The sequence below is a fragment of the Blastococcus sp. SYSU DS0533 genome (assembly GCF_054050775.1).
Genome location: NZ_JBJGZZ010000024.1, coordinates 1 through 16,808 on the forward strand (window position 1 = coordinate 1; position 16,808 = coordinate 16,808).

At 73.5% G+C, this 16,808-nt stretch carries 16 protein-coding genes and 1 tRNA gene; 7 read left to right on the plus strand and 10 right to left on the minus strand.

The annotated features are described in order from the left end of the window. Positions 1-31 precede the first annotated feature (31 nt). On the minus strand, positions 32-187 hold the full coding sequence (locus tag ACI79W_RS19260) for a hypothetical protein (RefSeq protein ID WP_456563693.1): 156 nt from the start codon (positions 185-187) through the stop codon (positions 32-34). Between the two features lie 268 nt (positions 188-455). Between ACI79W_RS19260 and ACI79W_RS19265 the strand changes: the two genes are divergently transcribed. The 3 genes from ACI79W_RS19265 (at position 456) to ACI79W_RS19275 (ending at position 3,688) form a co-directional block, all read left to right on the plus strand. Further along, the gene (locus ACI79W_RS19265; RefSeq protein WP_456563694.1) at positions 456-1,652 is read left to right on the plus strand and encodes an AI-2E family transporter; all 1,197 of its coding nucleotides are present in this window, start codon (positions 456-458) and stop codon (positions 1,650-1,652) included. Positions 1,653-1,742: 90 nt separating this feature from the next. Then, positions 1,743-2,180 (plus strand): universal stress protein, encoded by a 438-nt coding sequence (locus ACI79W_RS19270; protein ID WP_456563695.1) that lies wholly within the window; start codon positions 1,743-1,745, stop codon positions 2,178-2,180. Further along, positions 2,180-3,688: an alanine/glycine:cation symporter family protein gene (locus ACI79W_RS19275; protein WP_456563696.1), complete on the plus strand. Its 1,509-nt coding sequence runs from the start codon at positions 2,180-2,182 to the stop codon at positions 3,686-3,688. Before ACI79W_RS19270 ends, ACI79W_RS19275 begins: the two co-directional genes overlap by 1 nt. 48 nt (positions 3,689-3,736) lie before the next feature. Here ACI79W_RS19275 and ACI79W_RS19280 read toward each other — a convergent pair whose 3' ends face one another. From ACI79W_RS19280 to ACI79W_RS19300, 5 genes are all read right to left on the minus strand, one after another. Continuing rightward, complete coding sequence (locus tag ACI79W_RS19280; protein ID WP_456563697.1) at positions 3,737-4,372, minus strand: trimeric intracellular cation channel family protein; 636 nt, start codon at positions 4,370-4,372, stop codon at positions 3,737-3,739. A gap of 33 nt (positions 4,373-4,405) precedes the next feature. Further along, entirely contained in the window at positions 4,406-5,065 is a 660-nt protein-coding gene (locus tag ACI79W_RS19285; protein ID WP_456563698.1) for a TetR/AcrR family transcriptional regulator, read from the minus strand. Between the two features lie 74 nt (positions 5,066-5,139). After that, positions 5,140-7,287 carry a 3-hydroxyacyl-CoA dehydrogenase NAD-binding domain-containing protein gene (locus tag ACI79W_RS19290; protein ID WP_456563699.1) on the minus strand — a complete coding sequence of 716 codons (2,148 nt, stop codon included), beginning with the start codon at positions 7,285-7,287 and terminating at the stop codon, positions 5,140-5,142. 9 nt (positions 7,288-7,296) lie between these two features. Further along, the gene (locus ACI79W_RS19295) at positions 7,297-8,511 is read right to left on the minus strand and encodes an acetyl-CoA C-acetyltransferase (RefSeq protein WP_456563700.1); all 1,215 of its coding nucleotides are present in this window, start codon (positions 8,509-8,511) and stop codon (positions 7,297-7,299) included. Positions 8,512-8,542: 31 nt separating this feature from the next. After that, positions 8,543-9,742 carry an acyl-CoA dehydrogenase family protein gene (locus ACI79W_RS19300; protein WP_456563701.1) on the minus strand — a complete coding sequence of 400 codons (1,200 nt, stop codon included), beginning with the start codon at positions 9,740-9,742 and terminating at the stop codon, positions 8,543-8,545. Between the two features lie 69 nt (positions 9,743-9,811). Here ACI79W_RS19300 and ACI79W_RS19305 point away from each other — a divergent pair, with 69 nt between their 5' ends. Together ACI79W_RS19305 and ACI79W_RS19310 are read left to right on the plus strand one after the other, a co-directional pair. After that, entirely contained in the window at positions 9,812-11,605 is a 1,794-nt protein-coding gene (locus tag ACI79W_RS19305) for an AMP-dependent synthetase/ligase (protein ID WP_456563702.1), read from the plus strand. A 171-nt stretch (positions 11,606-11,776) separates the two neighbouring features. Beyond that, on the plus strand, positions 11,777-12,019 hold the full coding sequence (locus tag ACI79W_RS19310) for a hypothetical protein (RefSeq protein ID WP_456563703.1): 243 nt from the start codon (positions 11,777-11,779) through the stop codon (positions 12,017-12,019). Positions 12,020-12,118: 99 nt separating this feature from the next. Here ACI79W_RS19310 and ACI79W_RS19315 read toward each other — a convergent pair whose 3' ends face one another. The 4 genes from ACI79W_RS19315 to ACI79W_RS19330 all read right to left on the minus strand — a co-directional run bounded on the left by ACI79W_RS19315 (position 12,119) and on the right by ACI79W_RS19330 (position 15,215). Then, positions 12,119-12,400, minus strand: a complete 282-nt coding sequence (locus ACI79W_RS19315; RefSeq protein ID WP_456563704.1) for a ubiquitin-like small modifier protein 1 — start codon at positions 12,398-12,400, stop codon at positions 12,119-12,121. Positions 12,401-12,411: 11 nt separating this feature from the next. Next, positions 12,412-13,491: an exo-alpha-sialidase gene (locus tag ACI79W_RS19320; protein WP_456563705.1), complete on the minus strand. Its 1,080-nt coding sequence runs from the start codon at positions 13,489-13,491 to the stop codon at positions 12,412-12,414. A 69-nt stretch (positions 13,492-13,560) separates the two neighbouring features. Further along, positions 13,561-13,962, minus strand: coding sequence for a hypothetical protein (locus ACI79W_RS19325; RefSeq protein ID WP_456563706.1), 402 nt, complete (start codon positions 13,960-13,962; stop codon positions 13,561-13,563). Positions 13,963-14,024: 62 nt separating this feature from the next. After that, complete coding sequence (locus tag ACI79W_RS19330) at positions 14,025-15,215, minus strand: L,D-transpeptidase (RefSeq protein ID WP_456563707.1); 1,191 nt, start codon at positions 15,213-15,215, stop codon at positions 14,025-14,027. Positions 15,216-15,422: 207 nt separating this feature from the next. Here ACI79W_RS19330 and ACI79W_RS19335 point away from each other — a divergent pair. Next, positions 15,423-15,498, plus strand: a tRNA-Lys gene (locus tag ACI79W_RS19335). Between the two features lie 151 nt (positions 15,499-15,649). Beyond that, the gene (locus tag ACI79W_RS19340; RefSeq protein WP_456563708.1) at positions 15,650-16,807 is read left to right on the plus strand and encodes an MFS transporter; all 1,158 of its coding nucleotides are present in this window, start codon (positions 15,650-15,652) and stop codon (positions 16,805-16,807) included. Position 16,808 lies beyond the last annotated feature (1 nt).

Consider the following 16,808-nt stretch of genomic DNA (forward strand, 5'->3'; position numbering starts at 1 on the left):
GGCCGGTCCCGCGGACCGGCCGCCCCGGCGGTCAGACCCTGGTGTTGCGCTTGGTCCAGCCCCAGGCGGCGGTGGCCAGGAACAGCACCACACCGATGATCAGGAGCCAGAACAGCCCCTCCACGACCGCACCGACGACAGCGAGCGCCAGCCACACGACCAGAAGCAGTCCGATCAGCCCGAGCACGGCATCCTCCTCCCACTCGGCGCGGGCCCTCGGCGACCGCGCGCACGTCCGACGTGGTGGTTACCCCCGGACGGCTACCCGGGGGGCACGTCATCATGCGGGCATGCGCGCAGGGCGGGCGGAGGCGCGAGGATGGGCGCGCCACGAGGTGCCCCCTCCGGGACGCACCTGCGCTCGGTCGGACGGAGGTGGCGGCATGACGGGACAGGCACCGTCCCCTCTCGGGGACCCGTCCGCGGCACGACCCCGGCGCACCCCCGGTACCGCGGTGGGTGCGCACCCCGCGACGCCCCCACCACCGGCCGGCCGCACGGGCTTCCTGCAGCGGGAGGCGATGATCGCGGGACGGGCTCTGGTGATCGGGCTCGCCGCGCTCGGGCTGGTCTGGCTGGTGCTCCAGGTCCAGTTCGTCGCCGCTGCCGCCATGCTCGGCATCGCCCAGGTCGCCATGCTGTGGCCCATCGCCAGCTGGCTGCGGCGGCACGGCGTCCCGGCCGTCCTCGCGGCGATCCTCTGCGTCGTGGGCTACCTGGCCTTCTTCGTCAGCGTGCTGACCTTCCTGGTCCTCCAGCTCATCGAGGCCTGGCCCGGCCTGGTCGCCGCCAGCGTCGACGCCGTCAACTCCACCACCGAGTGGGTGCAGGCTCGGACCGAGGACCTGGACAACGCGGGGCTCGACCAGGTGCTCCAGCAGCTCGAGTCCTCGGTGGGGTCGGCGGCCACCGGGCTCGGGGGCGCGGCGGCGCAGGGGCTGAACGCCGTCGGGAACATCACCACCGTCCTGCTCATCGCGCTCTTCTTCACGCTCTTCGCCCTCACCAGCGGTGACCGGCTGTGGCGGCAGTTCGTGCGGGCGCTGCCGGTCGAGTACCGGTCGCCGACCGACGCCGCCTTCCGCGCCGGCCTGCGCACGGCCGGGGCGTGGTTCTACGCCTCGACGGCCACGGGTCTGGTCGACGGCGTCCTCATCGGCTTCGGGCTGTGGCTGCTGGACGTCCCGCTCGCGCTCCCCATCGGTGCGCTGACGTTCCTGCTCGGCTACGTACCCCTGGTGGGAGCGACCATCGCGGGCGCGGTGGCGGTGGCCGTCGCCGGGGTGACCAACGGCTGGAGCACGGCGCTGTGGGCGCTGCTCATCGTCGCCGTGGTGCAGCAGGTCGAGGGGAACGTGCTCGCGCCGCTGCTGCTGTCCCGGGCGATCAGCTTCCACCCCCTGGTCGTGCTGCTGCTCACCACCGGGGCGGCCTCCGCGTTCGGCCTGCTGGGTTTGTTCGTCGCGGTGCCGGTGGCCGGGGTGCTCGCCGCCGCCGTGCAGGGCTGGCGGCGGCAGGTCGGCCGGCAGGCGCCGCGACCACCGGAGGACGGGGAGGCGGCTGCCGACGAGGCACCTGCCCACCCGCCCACCGAGGAGCGCGGCGACGGCCCCGGTCGAGAACACGCTCGGCCCGGGACACCGGCGCCCTGACCCGGCCGGGCGGGCGATCCGCTCGACCTGCCGATCGGCGCGATCACCGCTACCGTTCGCCGGATCATCGTCTCCGCCGGAGGTGGGCGCGTGCCCGAATCCATCCTGGTAGGCCTGGACGGCAGCGAGGCGAGCGGTCGCGCCGCGGACGCGGCCGCCGACGCGGCCCGCCGGCACGCTCTGCAGCTGGTCCTCGCCTGCGTCGTCCCCTGGTCGCCGTACTCCTTCACCACCGCCGAGGAGAACGAACGCCGGCACGTGGAGAAGGAACGGGAGGCGACGTCGGCCCGCGAGCGCGTCCTCGAGCCGGTGATCACCCGGCTCTCCGAGCCCGGCGACCTCGCGATCGAGGGGGTCGTCCGGCACGGGCACCCCGCCGAGACGCTGGTGCGCCTGGCCCGCGAGCACGACGCCGCCTGGATCACCGTCGGCCGCGTGGGGCAGAGCCGGGTGCGCACCCTGCTGTTCGGCTCGACGCCGAGCAGCCTCATCCAGCTCTCCCCCGTCCCCGTCCTGGTGGTGCCGTGATGACCTCGCCGTCCGACCCGCTGCTGGCCGCCACCTTCGACGAGCGGGTCGACGGCTTCTTCGCCCCGGTCTCCGAGGTGATCACCACGATCGTCTTCTTCGCCGTCCCGCTGGACTTCATCGACGAGGGCGTGGAGCTCCCGCTGATCGTCGTCTGGCTGGTCATCGCAGGCCTGTTCTTCACGATCTACCTGCGCGGCTTCCAGTTCCGTGCGTTCAAGCACGCGATCGAGCTCGTCCGCGGCCGCTACGACGACCCGCGGGACGCCGGGGAGGTCACCCACTTCCAGGCCCTGGCGACGGCGGTGTCGGGCACCGTCGGCCTCGGCAACATCGCCGGCGTGGCGGTGGCGATCTCGCTGGGTGGGCCGGGCGCCACGCTCTGGATGATCATCGCGGGCCTGCTCGGCATGTGCACCAAGGGCGTCGAGTGCACGCTCGGGGTGAAGTACCGCAACGTCTACCCCGACGGCCGGGTCTCCGGCGGGCCGATGTACTACCTGACCAAGGGGCTGCGGGAGAAGAGCCCGGGGTTGGGGACGTTCGGCAAGGTGCTCGCCGTCCTGTTCTGCATCTTCACCCTCGGCGGGGCCGTCGGTGGCGGCAACATGTTCCAGGCCAACCAGGCGTTCAACCAGGCGCAGTCGGTCACCGGCGGCGAGGACGGCCCGCTCGGGTTCGGCGCCGCGGGTGCGGTGTTCGGTTTGGTCCTGGCCCTGCTGGTGGGGGCGGTCATCATCGGCGGCATCCGCAGCATCGCCCGGGTCACCGACAAGCTGGTGCCGTTCATGGCGGTCTTCTACGTCATCGCCTGCCTGACGGTGCTGTTCGCCAACCTGTCGCAGATCCCCGAGGCGCTCTGGGCGATCGTCTCCCAGGCCTTCACACCCGAGGCCGGGTACGGCGGCATCGTCGGGGTCCTCATCCAGGGCTTCCGCCGGGCGGCGTTCAGCAACGAGGCGGGCCTGGGCTCGGCGGCCATCGCGCACTCCGCGGTGAAGACGGACGAGCCGGCCACCGAGGGCCACGTCGCCGTCCTCGAGCCGTTCATCGACACCGTCGTCATCTGCACGATGACCGCGCTGGCGATCGTCATCACCGGCACCTACGCCGACGAGGCGAGCGACCCGGGAGTGGAGACGACGTCGGCGGCCTTCGAGACCGTGGTCGACTGGTTCCCGATCGTCCTGGCGGTCGCGGTCATCCTGTTCGCCTACTCGACGATGCTCGCCTGGAGCTACTACGGGCTGAAGGCCGCCACCTACCTGTTCGGCGAGTCGATGCTCGTCGACCGGACGTGGAAGCTGGTCTTCTGCCTCTTCGTGGTCATCGGGGCGTCCTCGACGCTGGACGCGGTGATCGGCTTCTCCGACAGCATGATCTTCCTCATGTCGCTGCCGAACATCATCGGCCTCTACATCCTGGCCCGGGTGGTGAAGCGGGAGATCAACGGCTACCGCGCCCGGATCGACAGCGGCGAGATCGTGCCCGTGGCCGAGCGCACCTGATCCGTCCCCGCAGCAGCTCCGGCGGTCGGTGGGCGACTTCGCCTCTCCTCATTCCCGGTCGCGGCGGGCGCGCACCGGCGGGAACGGCGCGTGGACGTCGAAGTGCACCCCGACCATCCTGATCGTGAAGCACAGCGCGGCGGCGCTGATCGAGGCGGCCGGGCCGCGGGTGCCCAGCAGCTCCGCCACCACCACCGCCGTCGCGCCGACCAGCGCGGGGACGGCGTAGAGACCGCTGGTGAGCACCGAGGGGACCTGCCGGATCAGCACGTCCCGGAGCGTGCCGCCACCGACGCCGGTGATCGCACCGACGATCACCGCCTGCGCGGGGCCGAAGCCCAGATCCAGCGCCTTGAGGGCACCGGTGACGGCGAAGAGGCCCAGGCCGGCCGCATCCAGCACGTTGATCGCCCCGTTGAGCCGCTCCAGGTAGGGACCGGCGAAGAAGGCGATGAGGCCCCCACCCGCGGCCACGGCGAGGTAGCGCCAGTCGAGGAACGTCGCCGGGGGCAGGCTGTCCAGGAAGACGTCCCGGATGGTGCCACCCCCGAGCGCGGTGATCATGCCCAGGGTGACCACGCCGACGATGTCGAGCCGGGTGGTGCGCAGCGCCGTCAGGGCCCCGTTGAGCGCGAAGGCGAAGGTCCCGACGAGGTCGAGCACGAGCAGGGCCGTCGTGGCCACGGATCCGCCCCCTCCGAAGGACTCCGGGAGGCATCAGCTTCCCAGGCGGTCCCCGCGGCCGGTGAAGGCCTCCACGATCGACTGCCAGTGCTCCACGTGCGGGCCGGTGCGGGGGGCGTCGGGCTGCAGCGCGTAGGTGAGCGCCTGACCCCGCATGGAGGTGAGCAGCACCTGGTACACCGCCTCGGCCTGCGGGTGCCGCGCCACCTGCTCGCCGAACACCTCCATCGCCAGGGCACGCAGCTGCACCCCCAGCCGGCGCTCGTGCGGGAGCAGCGCCGCACGGAGCTCGGGGTCGGTGCGGGCGGCGCCCCACAGCTCCATCGCCGCGACGAACAGCTCGCCGTGGAAGCGTTCCCAGATCAGCCGGACGCCGAGCCGCACGCGGGCGACCGCGTCCGCCGGCAGGTCGGCCGCGGCCTGGCGCACGCTGGCGCTGAACTCCTCGTAGAGGTGGTCGACGGCAGCCAGCACCAGGTCGGCCTTGGTCGTGAACTGGTGGGTCAGCGCACCCCGGGAGACACCGGCCCGGCGCTGCACCTCCTGGGTGGTGGTGCGCGCGTAGCCGAGCTCCACCAGCGATCCGACGGTGGCGCGCACGAGCGCCTCGCGGGTGCTGGCGCGCCGCTCCGCCTGCGTCCGGCGCACCGTCGGGGCGGCGGTGCTCCCACCGTCCCCGCTCCCCCGTGGCATGCACTGGATCGTAGGGAGGGGCGCGGGAGCGGGACGCCGGGAACCGGCGGCGCCCCGCTCCCCCGCCGTCGCGGTCAGACCGCCACGGCAGCGCGCAGGCTGCCGGCCGGCACGGCGCGCTCCAGCAGGATCGCCGGCGGGCGGAAACGCTCGCCGTAGCGGTCGGCCAGCTCGTCGGCCCGGGCGACGAACCCCGCCACCCCGCCGGCGTACTGGTCGACGTACTGCAGGACGCCCCCGTAGAGGGGTGGGAAGCCGATCCCCATCATGGAGCCGATGTTCGCGTCCTCGACGGTGCGCAGCACCTGCTCCTCCAGGCAGCGCGCCGTCTCGACGGCCATGGCGAACAGCAGCCGCTCCTGCGCGTCGGTGAAGGGCACCGCGTCGGTGGTCGGGAAGAGCTCGGAGAGACCGGACCAGACCCGCTTCTCCGGCTCCCAGTCGAAGAAGCCCTTGCCGGCCGACCTGCCGGTGCGGCCCCGCTCGACCAGCGCCCGCAGCACCGCGACCCCGGGGTGGTCGTCGGCGGCCCCGGCCTCGGCGGCCTCGTCGCGGATCTTCAGCGGCAGGGTCAGCGTCACCTCGTCGAGCAGGGTCAGCGGGCCGGCCGGGAAGCCTGCCTGCAGCGCGGCGCGCTCCACGCTCATCGGCGCCAGCCCCTCGGCCAGCAGCGCGGCACCCTCCATCACGAGGGTGCCGAACACGCGGCTGGTGAAGAAGCCCCGGCTGTCGGAGACGACGATCGGGGTCTTGCCGATCTGCCGGACGACGTCGTAGGCGCGGGCGAGCGCTTGGTCCGACGTCCGCTCCCCCACGATCAGCTCGACCAGCGGCATCTTGTCCACGGGCGAGAAGAAGTGCATGCCGACGACGTCGGCCTGCCGCTGGACGCTCTCGGCGAGACCCGTGATCGGCAGCGTGCTCGTGTTCGAGGCCAGCAGCGCATCCGGCGCCGCGTTCGCCTCCGCCTCGCTGAGCACCCGGTGCTTGAGCGCGGTGTCCTCCAACACCGCCTCGACGACGACGTCGCAGCCGGCCAGGTCCGCGGCGTCGCCGGTGGGGGTCATGCGGGCGAGGAAGGCGTCGGCCTCGTCCTGGCTCATCCGCCCTCGGGAGACCTGCTTGCCGACCAGCCCCGAGACGTGCGCCCTGCCCCTCTCCGCGGCCGCGACGTCGACGTCCTTGAGCACCACCTCGACTCCGACCCCGGCGAAGGCGTGCGCGATGCCCGCACCCATCATCCCGGCGCCGAGCACGCCGACCTTGCGTGCCGCGTAGTCGTCCTCGACCGCCGGGCGGGAGCCGCCGCCGTTGATCCGGTTCAGGTCGAACCACAGCGCCTGGATCATGTTGGTCGGCACCTGCCCGACGACGAGGTCGACGAAGTACCGGCCCTCGACGGTGAACGCGGTGTCCACGTCCACCTGCAGGCTCTCGACCGCGGCGGACAGGATCGCGTACGGCGCGGGGTAGGGCGCGCCCTTGAGCTGCTTGGTCAGGTTGGCCGGGAAGGCCGGCAGGCTGCTCGCCAGCGACGGCGTCGACGGGGTGCCGCCGGGCACCTCGTACCCCTCGGTGTCCCACGGCTGGGCGGCGTCGGGGTTCGCCAGCACCCAGGCGCGGGCCTTCGCCACCAGGTCGTCGGGGCCCGCCAGCTCGTGCACCAGCCCCAGCGCCAGCGCCTCGTCCGGTCGCACCTGCTGGCCTCGGAGCAGCAGCTCGAGCAGCGCCGTCGTCAGGCCGAGCAGCCGCACCGACCGCACGACCCCGCCGCCGCCGGGCAGCAGCCCGAGGGTGACCTCGGGGAAGCCGAGCTTGACCTTCGGGTCGTCGAGGACGACGCGGTGGTGGGTGGCCAGCGCGATCTCCAGGCCGCCGCCGAGGGCGGCGCCGTTGACGGCGGCGGCGACCGGTAGGCCGAGGGTCTCCAGCCGGCGCAGCTGGCGCTTCACCAGCGTCACCTGGGCGAGGACCTGGTCACGGGTCTCCGGCGTGGCCCGGATCAGGCTGCCGAGATCCCCGCCCGCGAAGAAGGTCTTCTTCGCGCTGGTGAGGACGACGCCGCGGATCGAGCCCTTCTCCCGCTCCAGCCGGTCGATCGTCTCGCCCATCGACCGCACGTAGGCGTCGTTCACGGTGTTCGCCGACGACGAGGGGTCGTCGAGGGTGAGCGTGACGACGCCGTCGGCGTCCTGCTCCCAGCGGATGGTGCTGTCAGGCACGAGAGCTCCTCAGATCCGCTCGACGACGGTGGCGATGCCCATCCCGCCGCCGACGCACAGGGTGGCCAGGCCGTAGCGCAGGTCGCGCCGCTCGAGCTCGTCGACGAGCGAGCCCAGGATCATCGCGCCGGTGGCGCCCAGCGGGTGCCCCATCGAGATCGCCCCGCCGTTGACGTTGACCTGCTCGTGGTGGAAGCCGGTGTCGGCCATGAACCGCAGGACGACGGCGGCGAACGCCTCGTTCATCTCGACCAGGTCGATCTCGCCGACGGTGAGCCCGGCCTTCGCCAGCGCCTTGTGCGTGGCCGGCGCCGGACCGGTCAGCATGATCACCGGGTCGGAGCCGGAGACGGCGGCGCTCACGATGCGGGCGCGCGGGGTGAGCCCGTTGCGGCTGCCCGCCTCCTCGGTGCCGACGACCACCAGCGCGGCGCCGTCGACGATGCCGCTGGAGTTGCCGGCGGTGTGCACGTGCTCGATGCGCTCCACCCAGTGGTACCTGTCCAGCGCGACGGCGTCGAAGCCGCCCATGTCGCCGATGCCCGCGAAGGCCGAGGGCAGGCCGGCCAGCGACTCCACCGTGGTGCCGGGCCGGACCAGCTCGTCGGTGTCGAGGACGACCGTGCCGTTCCTGTCGACCACGGGGACGACGGACCGCTCGAAGTACCCGTTGGACCAGGCCTTGGCCGCGCGGGCGTGCGACTCGGCGGCGTAGGCGTCGACGTCCTCCCGGCTCCAGTCGGCCAGGGTGGCGATCAGGTCGGCCCCGATGCCCTGCGGCACGAACCCCGTGCGCGCGGCGGTCTCGGGGTCCATCGGCCAGGCCCCGCCGTCGGAGCCCATGGGCACGCGGGACATCGACTCCACGCCGCCGGCGAGCACCAGGTCCTCGAAGCCGGAGCGGACCTTCTGCGCGGCCAGGTTGACCGCCTCCAGGCCCGAGGCGCAGAAGCGGTTGATCTGCACGCCGGCCACGGTGTCGGGCAGGCCGGCGGCCAGCGCCGCCGTGCGCGCGATGACCGCGCCCTGCTCCCCCACCGGCGAGACGACACCCAGGACGATGTCGTCGACCAGTGCCGGGTCCAACTGCGGGTTGCGCCTGCGCACCTCGTCGATCAGGCCGGTGGTCAGGCTGATCGGCTTGACCGAGTGCAGCCCACCGGTCGTCCTGCCCTTGCCGCGCGGGGTGCGCACGGCGTCGTAGATGAACGCCTCGGCGGTCATGGGTGGTCCTCTCGCCTGGCTTCGGGTGGGGTCAGACGCCGAGGGATCGACCGACGATCTCCTTCATGATCTCGGTCGTCCCGCCGTAGATGGTCTGGATGCGCGAGTCGAGGAAGGCCTTCGCGACCGGGTACTCGAGCATGTAGCCGTAGCCGCCGTGCAGTTGCAGGCACCGGTCGACGACGCGCTTCTGCAGCTCCGTCGTCCACCACTTGGCCATCGCCGCGTCCTCGGCGGTGAACCGGCCGGCGTTGTGCTCGAGGATCGCCTTCTCCAGGTAGATCTCGGCGATCGACACCTCGGTGTGCATCTCGGCGAGCTCGAACCGGGTGTTCTGGAAGGTCCCGATCGGCTTGCCGAACGCGGTGCGCTCCTTGCAGTACCCGACGGTCAGGTCCAGCACGATGCGGGCCGAGGCGACGGCGCCCGCGGCGATGGAGAGGCGCTCCTGCGGGAGGTTCTCCATGAGGTGGAAGAAGCCGTGGCCCTCGGTGCCGAGCAGGTTGGCCGCGGGCACCCGCACGTCCTCGAAGAAGAGCTCGGCGGTGTCCTGCGCCTTGAGTCCGATCTTGTCGAGGTTGCGCCCGCGCTCGAACCCCGGCATGCCCCGCTCGACGACGAGCAGCGAGAAACCCCGGGCGCCGGCCTCGGGGGCGGTGCGGGCCACGACGATGACCAGGTCGGCGTTGATGCCGTTGGTGATGAAGGTCTTCGAGCCGTTGAGCACCCACCCGTCCCCGTCGCGGCGGGCCGTGGTTCGCAGCCCCTGCAGGTCCGAGCCCGCGCCCGGTTCCGTCATGGCGATCGCGGTGATGATCTCGCCGCTGACCAGCCCGGGCAGCCAGCGCCGCTTCTGCTCGTCGGTGGTGAGCCCGGTCAGGTAGGGGGCGACGACGTCGTTCTGCAGCGTGAACCCGAGGCCGCTGGCCCCGGCCCGGCTGACCTCGGCGGAGAGGATGGCGTTGTAGCGGAAGTCCTTGACCCCGCCGCCGCCGTACTCCTCGGGCACGTCCATGCCCAGCAGGCCCTGCTCGCCGGCCCGGAGCCAGACCGCGCGGTCGACGACGCCTGCCTTCTCCCACTCGTCGTGGTGCGGCGTGACCTCCTTGGCGAGGAAGTCCCGCAGCATCGCGCGGAACGACTCGTGCTCGGCCTCGTAGAGCGCTGACTGCACACCGACCTCCGGGACGTCCTGGATCCCCGGCGGTTCCCGCGCCGGGAACCCGAACATACAGACCGCTCGTTCTGTATCTTCGCGAGCCACGTCACATCGTCGTGTCGTCACCCGAGGAGCCCACCCGTGCAGGAGTACTCCAGCCCCGCCACCTTCGAGATCCCCTCCACCGCGGCCCTGCCGGACGCCGTGACCACCCACGCCCGCGAGAACCCCGACCGGGTCGCGCTCAGCCGCGGCGTCGGGGGCAGCTGGGTCCCGGTCACGAGCCGGGAGTTCGCCGACCAGGTCGCGGCGCTCGCGCGCGGCATGATCGCGGCCGGTGTGGGGCCGGGTGACCGGGTCGGGATCCTCGCCCGCACCAGCTACGAGTGGACCCTGGCCGATTACGCCGTCTGGACCGCCGGCGCCGTCGGCGTCCCGATCTACGAGACCTCCTCGGCCGAGCAGGCCCAGTGGATCCTGTCCGACTCGGGCGCGGTCGCCGTCGTCGTCGAGAGCGCCGCCCACCGGGCCCTGGTGGAGTCGGTGCGCACCGACCTACCCGACCTGCGCGAGGTCTGGACGATCGCGGCCGGCGACCTCGACGCCGTGGCTGCGCGGGCCGGCGAGGTGCCGGAGGAGGTGCTGGCCGAGCGGCGCGCGGAGCTCTCGACCGACAGCCTCGCGACGATCATCTACACGTCCGGCACGACCGGGCGCCCGAAGGGCTGCGAGCTCACCCACGGCAACCTGCTCTACGTCGCCGAGCTCGCCCCCCGGGTGATCCCGGCGATGGTGGCCGAGGGCGCCAGCTCGCTGCTCTTCCTGCCGCTGGCGCACGTCTTCGCGCGCATCATCGAGGTCGGCTGCATCCAGAACGGCGCCCGGCTCGGCCACACCGCCGACCTGACCTCGCTGCTGGCCGACCTCGGCACCTTCCGGCCGACGTTCCTCGTCGCGGTGCCCCGAGTGTTCGAAAAGGTCTACAACGGTGCGCGGCAGAAGGCCCACGCCGGCGGCAAGGGTGCGATCTTCGACCGCGCCGAGCGGGTCGCCGTCGCCTGGTCGAAGGGCCAGGACGCCGGCGGCCCCTCGCTCGGGGTGAAGCTGCAGCACGCACTGTTCGACCGGCTGGTCTACGGCAAGCTGCGGGCGGCGATGGGCGGCCAGGTGGAGTACGCCCTCTCGGGCGGCGCCCCGCTCGGCGAGCGGCTCGGCCACTTCTTCCGCGGCATCGGCGTCACCATCCTCGAGGGCTACGGGCTCACCGAGACCGCCGGGCCGAGCACCGTCAGCGGCCCGGACGCCATGAAGGTGGGCACCGTGGGCCGCCCCGCTCCCGGCTCGGCGGTGCGCATCGACGAGCACGGCGAGATCCTCGTGCGCGGGCCCCAGGTGTTCCGCGGCTACTGGCACAACCCCGAGGCGACGGCGGAGTGCATGCGCGACGGCTGGTTCCGCACCGGCGACATCGGGGTGCTCGACGCCGAGGGCTACGTGACGATCACCGGCCGGATCAAGGAGCTGATCGTCACCTCGGCCGGCAAGAACGTCTCCCCCGCGGTGCTCGAGGACCGCATCCGCGCCCACCCGCTGGTCAGCCAGTGCATCGTCGTCGGCGACAACCGCCCGTTCATCGGCGCCCTGATCACGCTGGACGCCGAGGCGCTGCCCGGGTGGCTGGAGGCGAAGGGCCGTCCCGCCGGCACGCCGCTGACCGACCTGGTCGACGACCCCGAGGTGCTCGCCGAGATCCAGGCGGCCGTGGACGCGGCGAACGAGCAGGTGTCCAAGGCGGAGTCGATCCGCTCCTTCGCCGTCCTGCCGGTGGAGTGGACGGTGGAGGGCGGGCAGCTGACCCCCTCGCTGAAGCTCAAGCGCTCGGTGGTCATGAAGGAGTTCGCGACGGAGGTCGAGAGGATCTACGGCTCCTCCTGAGAAGGACCCCCGTCCCACCCATCGCTCGCGAGCTCGCGGCGAGCCTCGGGACGGGGCCACCCCCGCCCGAGTCGCACACCACGCGGGTCGCGTGGGGGTGGTGTGACGGGTGCGGCCGACACGTGCCCGCCGGTGGTGGCGCAACCGGCCGCGGACTCGGACTCTGGGCGCATGACGAGCGTCTACGCGTACGGCACGGCACACGCGGTCGTCATGGTCGGCTCCTTCGGCGCCGAAGGCCTCACTCCCCGCCAGATCGGCCCGGCGCACGCGACGATCGGCCGGGTGAGCGGGCAGAGCCGCAAGGCGCTCTGCGGGGCCTACGTCGCCGTCGACGACCAGCTGCCGTGGCCGCCGGAGGGCTACGACGAGACGCAGCTCTGCCCCAACTGCGCCACCCTCGCCGCCCTCTGAGGCCCCGGAGCACAGGACCGCCCTCTGCGCTCCTGGGGCATAGGAAGCTTCACGTGCGCATCGGGGGCCCAGACGCAGGTATAGCTCCCTATGCTCCCGTCAGCCGCCGGCGACCGACGGCAGCACCTGCACCACCGCGCCGTCGCGGACCGCCGTCGCCAGGCCGGCCTGCCAGCGCACGTCCTCCCCGTCGACGTAGACGTTGACGAACCGCCGCACCGCGCCCGCCTCGTCGCGGATGCGCCGGCCGAGCACCGGATGACGGGCGGCCACCGCGTCGAGCACGGCGCCGAGCGTGGCGCCGTCCGGGTCGACCCGCAGGTGCCGCGTCCCCCCGGCGAGGTCGGCCAGCGACCCGGGCAGCACCACCTCCACGGTCATGCCGGCTCCGCTCACGGCAGCCGGGCCGCCCGCACGACGAGCACGTCGGGCAGGTGGTCGGCGACCAGGGTGAACGTCTCGCCCTCGTCGACGCTGGCGTAGACGCAGCCGTCGCGCGTGCCGAGGTAGAGGCCGGTGGTCTCGTGGTCGTCGGTGCAGAAGGCGTCGCGCAGCACCGCGGTCCAGGCACCGTCCGGGAGCCCCGCACCGACCTCGGTCCAGCTGCCCCCGGCGTCGCGGGTGCGGTGCACCCGGAGCCGGCCGTCCGGCGGCACGCGTTGCACGTCAGCGACCAGCGGGACGACCCAGGCGGTGCCGGGCACGGTCGGCGAGGCGGCGATCGGGAAGCCGAAGTCGGCGGGGAGCCCGTCGGCGATCGACGTCCAGGACCCGCCGCCGTCGTCGGTGCGGAAGACGCCGAAGTGGTTCTGCGCGTACATCCGCGCGGGATCGCCGGCGTCGACCGCGACCTTGTGCACGCACTGCCCGTACTCCGGCGGCTCGGGCAGGAAGACGGCGCTGATGCCCCTGTTGCGCGGCGCCCACCCGGTGGCGCCGTCATCGCTGACGTAGACCCCGCCGGTGCTCATCGCGACGGTCACCCGGTCGGTGGCCGGGTCGGGCAGCACGGTGTGCACCGCCCCGCCACCGGCCCCGGGCTCCCAGGTGGGCCGGTGCGGGTGGTCCCACAGCCCGCGGACGAGGGTGAAGCTGCAGCCGCCGTCGGTGCTGCGCCACAGGGACTGCGGCTCGCACCCGGCCCACACCAGGTCGGGGCGGTCGGCGGTGTCGGGCCGCAGCTGCCACACCCGGCCGAGCGCGGCGCCGGTGTCCTCCGGGAAGCGGATGGCCCCGTGGTCGGTCTCCTGCCAGCTGCGGCCGAGGTCGTCGGACCAGGTGACCGACGGCCCCCAGTGCCCGTACTGGACGCCGGCCAGCACCCGGGGTGTCGGGCGGCGGGTGTCCACGGAGACCGCCGCCACCTCCTGGGCCAGCAGGTGCGGCCCGTCCAGGGACCACGTGCGGCGGTCGTCGTCGCTGCGGGCCAGCCACAGCCCCTTGCGCGTCCCGATGGCCAGCAGATCGGTCATGGCACCCCTCCGGTTCGACGGTCCTCGGGATGAGGACCGCCGCCGGGGCGGGAACTGAGCGGTGGCGGCTCAGATGCGCGTGGCGCCACCCTCGGGGTGCGGCTGCCGGCCGTCGGGGGCGACGTCGGGGGCGAGGCGCTGCGCCTCCGCGCGCAGCTTCTCGGCGGCGGTGCGGTCCTCGTCCGCGCGGGCGGCGCGCTGGCGGGCCTCCTGCTCGGCGAGCGCGGCGCGCTCCTGCACCTCGGCGAGCTCGCGGCGGGCGCGGGCCGCCTGCTCCTCGGCGAGGGCCTGCTCCTTCTCGGCGCGGGCGCCGCGGATCTCGGCCTCGCGCAGGTGGTCGCGGGCCTCCTCACGCTGCTGCGCCCGCTTGCGGGCCCCCGAGGTCCGCGAGCGCCTGGTGAGCGCGAACGCCACCAACGCCAGCAGCACCAGCGCGACCACGATCAGCACGACGATCAACCACGGCTCCACGACGATCCCCTCCTCGGATGCGCCGTCGTGGTGCCCTCTGGGGGTGTCGCGGAAACGCCGGGCTACGCCAGCGCACTGCCGGCGACCCACTCCTCCCACGGGATCGCCCAGTCGTAGATGGCGCCGTCGGCGGCCGAGAGCGTCGGGCCGATCGAGTTCTCGATCTCGACGACGTCACCGGGCTGCGAGAAGTCGAAGAACCATGCGGCGCGCTCGGTGGAGAGGTTGATGCAGCCGTGGGAGACGTTCTCGTTTCCCTGCTGGGCGACCGACCACGGGGCCGCGTGCACGAACTCGCCGTTGTCGTTGAGCCGGACCGCGTACTCCACCGGCGTGCGGTAGCCGTTGGGGCTGTCGACCGGTGTGCCGTAGGTGCTGGAGTCCATGACCCGGTTGCGGTTGAGCTCGGTGACCACGTGCGGGCCGTTGCGACTGGGGAACTCGGGGCCGCCCGCGCTCATCGGGAAGGTCTGCACCAGCTCGTCGCCGTCGTAGACCTGCATGGTGTGCGTCGCGGCGTCGGCGATGGACACGTGGCGCTCCCCGATCGAGAAGGAGATCGAGCGGTCCTTCTCCCCCCACACGCCGTCGCCGAAGTCGACGCCGTAGAGGTTGGCGTCCACGGTGACGTCGGTGTGGGCGGGCCAGTACGTGGAGGGGCGGAAGTGCACCTCGGTGTCGCTGAACCAGCTCCAGACGCCGTCGGTGGGCGTCGAGCTCGTCACCACGAGGTTGCTCTCGACCGCGGCCTTGTCGACCACCGGCTCGGAGAAGTAGACGCGGATCGGCATCCCGACGCCCACGGTCTGGCCGTCGAGCGGGCCGATGCCCGGAGTCACGACCGCCACCGGGTCCACCGTCGTGAAGGACGAGGTCGCCGTGGCCGGCTCCGCCGCGTCGCCCGAGGCGGTCGCGGTCAGCGTGTAGCCGGCGCCGTACGCCAGCGGCGTCTCGGGCACCCAGACCGCGGTGCCGTCGTCGTCGGCGTCGTCCCCGAGGGCACCGGGGACGGCGGCCCCGGCCGCGTCGGTGAGGGTGACCTCGTCGAGCTCACCGCCGGTGACCGTGACCTCCAGCGGGACCACGGGTGAGACGTCCACCGCCCCGTCGGCGACCGCCAGCTCGACCGTCGCCGGCTCGGCCACGGCGGTCGGCTCGGCCGACCGCCCGGCCGCCTCCTCGGCCTCCGACCCGCTGCAGCCGGCCAGCAGGACCAGCGCCCCAGCGGCGAGCATGGTGGCTGTGCGTCGCACCTCGTCCGACTCCTCTCCCCTGTTCCCGCCCGGACCCCGGCAGGAGCACTCCTGACAGTGTCCACGGCGGGACGACACCGGGGGTGGGACGCGCTTCACCGGCGCGGGGGCGAGCGCCGGTACGTGGCGAAGAGCACCCGCCCCCGGCTCGGGCGGCGCCGCGGTCGCTGGTATGGTTCTCTCTCGTGCCCGGCCGCCGGGCGCACCGCGCCATTAGCTCAATTGGCAGAGCAGCTGACTCTTAATCAGCGGGTTCGGGGTTCGAGTCCCTGATGGCGCACCACGCAGCGAGCTGACCAGCGGCGATGCCCTCGGCCATCGCCGCTGACCGCTTCCCGGGCCGCCCCTCCGGTCGCGCTCGCTCCGCAGCCACCGGCCGCGCCCGAGGACTCAGCCGCGGCCGCACGGACGGCCCACCACCGTAGGGTGCGCCGGTGAGCTGGAAGCGCGCCGTGTTCGCGCTGTTCGCCGTCGCGGCGGGCACCAACGTCCCCACCCCGCTGCTGCTGGTCTACCAGGAGCGGCTGGACCTGTCCGCCGAGGTCCTGACGGCGCTGTTCGGCTGCTACGCGGCCGGGCTGGTCCCGGCCCTCATGCTCGCCGGCCCGCTGTCGGACCGGCTGGGCCGCCGGCGGGTGGCGATCCCGGGCATCGTGCTGTCCGGCCTGGCGTCGCTGGCCTTCGCCGCGGCCGGGGACTCCCTGCTCCTGCTGTTCGCCGCCCGTTTCGCGCAGGGCGTGGTCAGCGGGGTCGTCTTCAGCGTCGGCAGCGCGTGGGTCGGCGAGCTGTCCAAGGCCTCCGGGGAGGGCGCCGGCGGGCGGCGCGCCGCCGTCGCCATGACCGCCGGGTTCTCGCTCGGTCCGCTGACCAGCGGCCTGCTCGGCCAGTACGCCCCAGCACCCACCGTGCTGCCCTACCTCGTGCACACCGTGCTCGTCGCGGCGGGCCTGGCCTTCGCGCTCCGGCTGCCCGAGACGGTCGACCTGGTGCCCGGCCGGCGCGGCGGCACGGAGGTGACGCCGGCCGCCCCGCTGGTCCGTCCGGGCGACGGGTTGCTGGTGCTCAGCGTGCTGGCCCCGGTGGCGGTCTGCGTCTACGCGTTCCCGTCGACCGTCATCAGCGCCGTCCCGCTGCTCGTGGAGCTGCCCTCCGCGGGTGTCGCGGTCACCGGGGTGCTGGCCGGGGTGACGCTCGGCGCGGGGACGGTCGTCGCCGGGCTGCAGCGCCGCCTGGGCTCGTGGACGGCCGTCGTCGGCACCGCGGCGGGGACGGCAGGGTTCGCGTGCGCCGCCGCCTTCGCCGCCACCGGCGCGCTGCCGTGGCTCGCCCTGGCCGCACCGCTGCTCGGCGCGGGCGGCGGCCTGTGCCTGGCCGCCGGCCTGACCCTGACCGCGCGGCTCGCCGCCCCGGGCCGCCTCGGCGCGCTGACGTCGCTGTTCCTCTCCTTCGCCTACCTCGGCTTCGCCGCGCCGTTCGCGATGGCCGTGGCCGCCCGGGCGACGACGGCGACCCTGCCCCTGGCCACGGCCGCCGGGCTCAGCGCGCTCCTGGCGCTCCGGCTGACCCCGGTGGCGCGCGCCCGGCGGCTGTAGG